Source organism: Vibrio sp. 10N.222.52.C12 (assembly GCF_041474215.1).
In the GTDB taxonomy this organism is placed as follows: Bacteria; Pseudomonadota; Gammaproteobacteria; order Enterobacterales; family Vibrionaceae; genus Vibrio; species Vibrio crassostreae_C.
Genome location: NZ_JBFRTR010000157.1, coordinates 1 through 4,827, shown reverse-complemented (window position 1 = coordinate 4,827; position 4,827 = coordinate 1). Strand labels below are relative to the sequence as shown.

At 44.1% G+C, this 4,827-nt stretch carries 5 protein-coding genes; 2 read left to right on the top strand and 3 right to left on the bottom strand.

The window, feature by feature from the left end; translation table 11 throughout:
- Window positions 1-46: 46 nt before the first annotated feature.
- Both AB4623_RS22305 and AB4623_RS22300 read right to left on the bottom strand, forming a co-directional pair.
- Complete coding sequence (locus AB4623_RS22305; protein WP_017070613.1) at window positions 47-976, bottom strand: LysR family transcriptional regulator; 930 nt, start codon at window positions 974-976, stop codon at window positions 47-49.
- Between the two features lie 26 nt (window positions 977-1,002).
- Entirely contained in the window at window positions 1,003-1,443 is a 441-nt protein-coding gene (locus AB4623_RS22300; protein WP_009845852.1) for an Lrp/AsnC family transcriptional regulator, read from the bottom strand.
- Window positions 1,444-1,583: 140 nt separating this feature from the next.
- On the opposite strand from AB4623_RS22300, the gene AB4623_RS22295 reads away from it, so the two are divergent.
- Window positions 1,584-2,168, top strand: a complete 585-nt coding sequence (locus AB4623_RS22295) for a LysE family translocator (protein WP_017058847.1) — start codon at window positions 1,584-1,586, stop codon at window positions 2,166-2,168.
- 52 nt (window positions 2,169-2,220) lie between these two features.
- Here the strand turns inward: AB4623_RS22295 and AB4623_RS22290 are convergent, their stop codons facing one another.
- Complete coding sequence (locus AB4623_RS22290) at window positions 2,221-2,610, bottom strand: DUF1294 domain-containing protein (protein ID WP_372147398.1); 390 nt, start codon at window positions 2,608-2,610, stop codon at window positions 2,221-2,223.
- A 156-nt stretch (window positions 2,611-2,766) separates the two neighbouring features.
- On the opposite strand from AB4623_RS22290, the gene AB4623_RS22285 reads away from it, so the two are divergent.
- Window positions 2,767-4,539: an alpha-amylase family protein gene (locus tag AB4623_RS22285; protein ID WP_372147397.1), complete on the top strand. Its 1,773-nt coding sequence runs from the start codon at window positions 2,767-2,769 to the stop codon at window positions 4,537-4,539.
- The last annotated feature ends 288 nt before the right edge of the window (window positions 4,540-4,827 follow it).

The following is a 4,827-nucleotide window of genomic DNA, read 5'->3' as shown; positions in this document are numbered from 1 at the left end:
GTGTGACGATCTGGCTCCTTTTTAGTTTGAACTATTAGAAACACAACTAACCTTGCTGCATCTTCTCCCAAATCGTCGGAGAGCCAATATAGTCTTGAACCGTAGTGATGAATTCTTTGACTAGTTTGGTTTGCTTACGGTGCGGATAGACAGCGTAGATTGCGGTATCAATCGTAGAGATCGGATAATCCGGCAGTAAAGTGACCAAGCCAAGTTCTTTCATTGAGGCATACAGGTTTGATTGATCAAGGAAGCCATAACCTAGACCATCTTTCACACAAGACACCATAGTACGAACATCACTCACCTTATAGTTGCCACGAATCGTTAGGCTCTGGAAGGTATTACCTCCCGGCTCTTCACTAATGCGCAGATGGTCGACCGTCATATCACCATTGGTATAAATCACCGCAGGTAGAGCGAGTAGATCTTGTGGCGTTTTCGGTTCACCGTGCTGCTTCACAAAATCGTTTGACGCGACCAACATGAAATTACTGTCGGCAATCTTCTTCGCAATCAAATTCGATTCAACAAGCTTACTGAAGCGAAACGCGATATCAAACTGCCCTGCAATGATATTGGCGATCTTATCGTCTAGTGAAAGTACGATCTGAACATCTGGGTACTTTCTCATGAACTGAGTGATGATAGGTTGCAAATATTGCTGCCCAAAATAGATCGGTGAAGTAATTCGTAGCACACCTTTGGGTTCAGACTGGTATGAATCTGCAATTCCTTGGATCTGATTGATAGTGTCTTTCAGCACATAGGTTTGTGCGAGAATATCTTCCCCGGCCGACGTCAACGAAAACGAGCGTGTAGAGCGGTTAAGCAGCTGAACACCTAAATCTTGCTCGAGCTTTTTGATCTGTTTAGAGAGTGATGAGTTGTCCATATCGTGCAAGGTTGCCGCTTTGGTAAACGACCCTTGTTGAACCACATCTAAGAACAATAACAACTGATTGGTATTTGGCACTGCGCCTCTCCTGAAATAAAACTCGACTAGCGTTCGTCTTTAGGGGTATCCATCACAACCATAGTCGTAATAGATTGCACCTGAGCACATTCCCCAAGCACATCGGCATGAAACTTCTTATAGCCCGGTAGATCTTTGGTTTCTACCCTTAGCAAGTACTCGTTGGCACCGGTAATGTTGTGACACTCCACCACCTCTTTTTCCATACTGACGTGCTGTTCAAACTCCAGCTGAGCCGCTTTGCTGTGGCTTGATAAACCAATCGAAACATAAGCAATAAAACCTACCCCCATCAGCCCATTATCTAGAACCGCACGGTAACCTTGAATGATACCTTTACGCTCAAGATCCTGGACGCGCCTTAAGGTCGCAGAAGCCGACAAGCCAATCCGTTCTGAAAGCTCAATGTTGGAGATTCTGCCGTCCAATTTAAGCTCTTGCAATATCCTTTCGTCAAATCTATCCATAAGTACTTATTATTGTGCATTTAGTGATAATAGAGGAAATAAAAGCACATAATTGCCTCACTTTCCACCTACTATGTTTCTCAACACGTGAAAGTCATGACCGGTCAGTCACTTCGTTCATTTTTTGCTGGAGAACCATAATGCCTTTAGAGCAACTTAGCGCACTTGCCTTGTTTGCGTTCGTCTCGACCTTCACACCAGGTCCAAATAACATCATGCTCATGACATCAGGAGCAAATGTTGGCTTTGCCCGTACTATTCCGCACATGCTTGGCATTGCTCTAGGGTTTGCAGCCATGTTGCTGCTAGTTGGCTTCGGTTTAATGGGCATTTTCAACGCTTATCCGGTTACTCACCAAATCTTGAAATACCTAAGCCTTGCTTACCTCGTGTACCTTGCAATTAAGATAGCATTGAGCGGCAAAGCCAAAAGCACCGAGGCTTATAAGCCAATGACCTTCATCGGCGCGGCAAGTTTTCAGTGGGTGAACCCGAAAGGTTGGTCGATGGCGCTGACGGCAATTTCAGTCTATAGCAGCGGCAGTTCATGGTGGGAGCTTGCGATCATCGCAGGTATCTTCACGCTCGCCAACTTACCATCCGTGACATTCTGGACAGCGGCAGGTAAACAGCTGCAGCACTGGTTAACAACACCCGTCCGTATCAAAAGCTTTAACTACGGTATGGCGGGCTTGCTTCTAGCATCGACGATTCCGATGTTGTAACCAGATAGCTGCCCCAAGATGGTTAGTAAGTGATTCCTAGCCATCAGTTTCGTTACAAGTATCCAATAACCTCGTTAAGCCAACGCCCAAATATCGCCTGCCCGCTCGGGGTTAATGTCCACACAAACGCCGCAACATTCATTGCCACTGTCAGCCAATAGATAGATCTGAACGGCTGCTTCTGCGTTTTATGACGCAGCTTATCTTGAGCAATCAACGCCCCTAGCCAGCCACCAGCAACTGAAAAGATGTGCAAGGTTTTCTCTGGCACACGCCAATTGCCATTGATCGCTGCTCGCTTGTCCTTCGCGTACACAAAAAACGTCACGAAACCGATAACCAAATACCACACCAACAGCGCTTTAGAACTTTCCGCAAACAACACAGACACCGCCACCAGAACCAAATAAGTGATAACGATTTGAATAGATGAAGACAACATGACTCCTTTTGAGCAACAGCTCACATACTGTAGCAATTACGCCCTGTAGATTTTGATAAGGATGAGTAAGGCATATTGTAATTCGGTTAGCCTGCAAAGAATAAACAAGCCCTTTCATCCCTACATAACAGGATGGAAGTTAAAGGAATTATAAATATGTACAACCAAAAGTACGCCATCTACCAAGTTTTTACGCGTTTATTTGGCAATAAAAACACCCAACATGTTCCATGGGGCACAATCGAGCAAAATGGCGTCGGTAAGTTCAGTGATTTTACCGACAAAGCGCTGTCTGAAATCCGCAAACTCGGTATGACTCATATTTGGTATACCGGAGTGCCACATCATGCGCTCATCAATTACTACAAGCACCTTGGTATTTCAGACGATCACCCTAGCGTGGTAAAAGGCCGTGCGGGATCACCATATGCCGTCAAAGACTACTATTCCGTAAACCCAGATCTCGCAGACAACCCTGAATGCCGACTAGAGGAGTTCGAGGCACTAATCAAAAGAAGTCACGACAATGGTTTAAAAGTGATTATCGATATCGTACCGAATCACGTTGCGCGTCATTATAAAGGCTTAAACAACCCAGAAGGTGTCAGTGACTTCGGCGCTCAAGATGACACAACGCTGGAATACCACAAAGACAATAACTTCTACTACATTCCCAACAGCACCTTTGAATTGCCAGACATAGAGCCCGCCTTTACGCCGCTAGGTGGTGAACAGCATCCCAACCTAAACTCCCCGTTTATAGAGACGCCCGCCAAATGGACAGGTAACGGCTCACGTTTAGCCAAGCCTAGTTTCGATGATTGGTATGAAACGGTGAAAATCAATTATGGCATGCGACCAGACGGTTCAAAAGACTTCCCTGAACTACCGAGTGACTATGCTCAACGCAATTACATGGATCATTTCCGTTTCTGGGAATCTGTTTATGTGCCTAACTCTTGGGCTAAATTCCGAGATATCGCCTTGTTTTGGTTGAATAAAGGTGTTGATGGGTTTCGCTACGATATGGCTGAGATGGTTCCAGTCGAATTTTGGAGCTACCTCAACTCATCAATAAAGATGAAAAACCACGATGCCTTTCTGATGGCAGAGGTGTATCAGCCGGACTTGTACCGTGAATACATTCACTTAGGCAAGATGGACTACCTCTATGACAAGGTAGATCTGTACGACGGCCTCAAAGCCATCATGCAAGGCAAGGCTTCAACGGCAATCATCCCTGAAATCCAACATCAAATGCACGACATTGAACATCATATGCTGCATTTTTTGGATAACCATGACGAGCAACGAATCGCCTCACCAGAGTTTGTAGGCAATCCACATATCGCAAAGCCTGCGATGCTAGTTAGCGCTCTATTGAGCAGCTCTCCAACCATGATCTACTTTGGGCAAGAAGTCGGCGAACCCGGTGCGGAGAACGCTGGCTTTGGACAACCCTCTCGTACATCCATCTTCGATTACATCGGTGTCCCACAGCATCAAAAATGGATGAACCACGGCGCATTCGATGGCAGGCTATTAGACGAAAACGAAAAACAACTACGTCACTTCTATCAGAAGGTTATGAACTTTTCGCTTGAGCATACTTCAATGACGGGGCAGTACCTAGACTTACACCAGAGCAATAATTTGAGTGATTCGGTTTACGCATTTCTGCGCTATGACAACCAAGAGTTGACAATAGTTGCTGCGAATTTCAACCAACATGTCACCGAGAATATTCACTTAACCGTTCCAAGTGATGTTATACAAACGCTCACAATCGCTGATGACAGTTACTTGTTAGATGAACATATTGAAGGCATTCAACAACAGGTATTAAAAGTTGAGGAAAGTATTGGCCGTTTTAGTCTTGATCTAAAGCCACTAGCTTCGTTGGTTTGGGTATTTCCCTTATCTGAATAGGATATTTATTATTAATTCCCAAAAAGCCTGAGTTTTAATTAATTGATAAATAACTTAATTCCCACATTAAATTAACACTCTCTCAATTCGATACCTTCCTCACATTAATAAGGATGAGCTCTCATCCTTATTATCTACTCCCATCCTCTACGCCTTCTACTATTGATATTAAACATATGAGTTATTGATTCAATAAATTTAACTTAAACCAAATACAAAGCGTGATATTGACACTAGGTTTCCTATTTTTATATATTAAAAATAACTTTATACATAGCCATCACAAAT

Coding starts and splice junctions, on each gene's coding strand:
- AB4623_RS22300 (WP_009845852.1), bottom strand. CDS start 1,443: ATGGATAGATTTGACGAAAGGATATTGCAAGAGCTTAAATTGGACGGC.
- AB4623_RS22295 (WP_017058847.1), top strand. CDS start 1,584: ATGCCTTTAGAGCAACTTAGCGCACTTGCCTTGTTTGCGTTCGTCTCG.
- AB4623_RS22290 (WP_372147398.1), bottom strand. CDS start 2,610: ATGTTGTCTTCATCTATTCAAATCGTTATCACTTATTTGGTTCTGGTG.
- AB4623_RS22285 (WP_372147397.1), top strand. CDS start 2,767: ATGTACAACCAAAAGTACGCCATCTACCAAGTTTTTACGCGTTTATTT.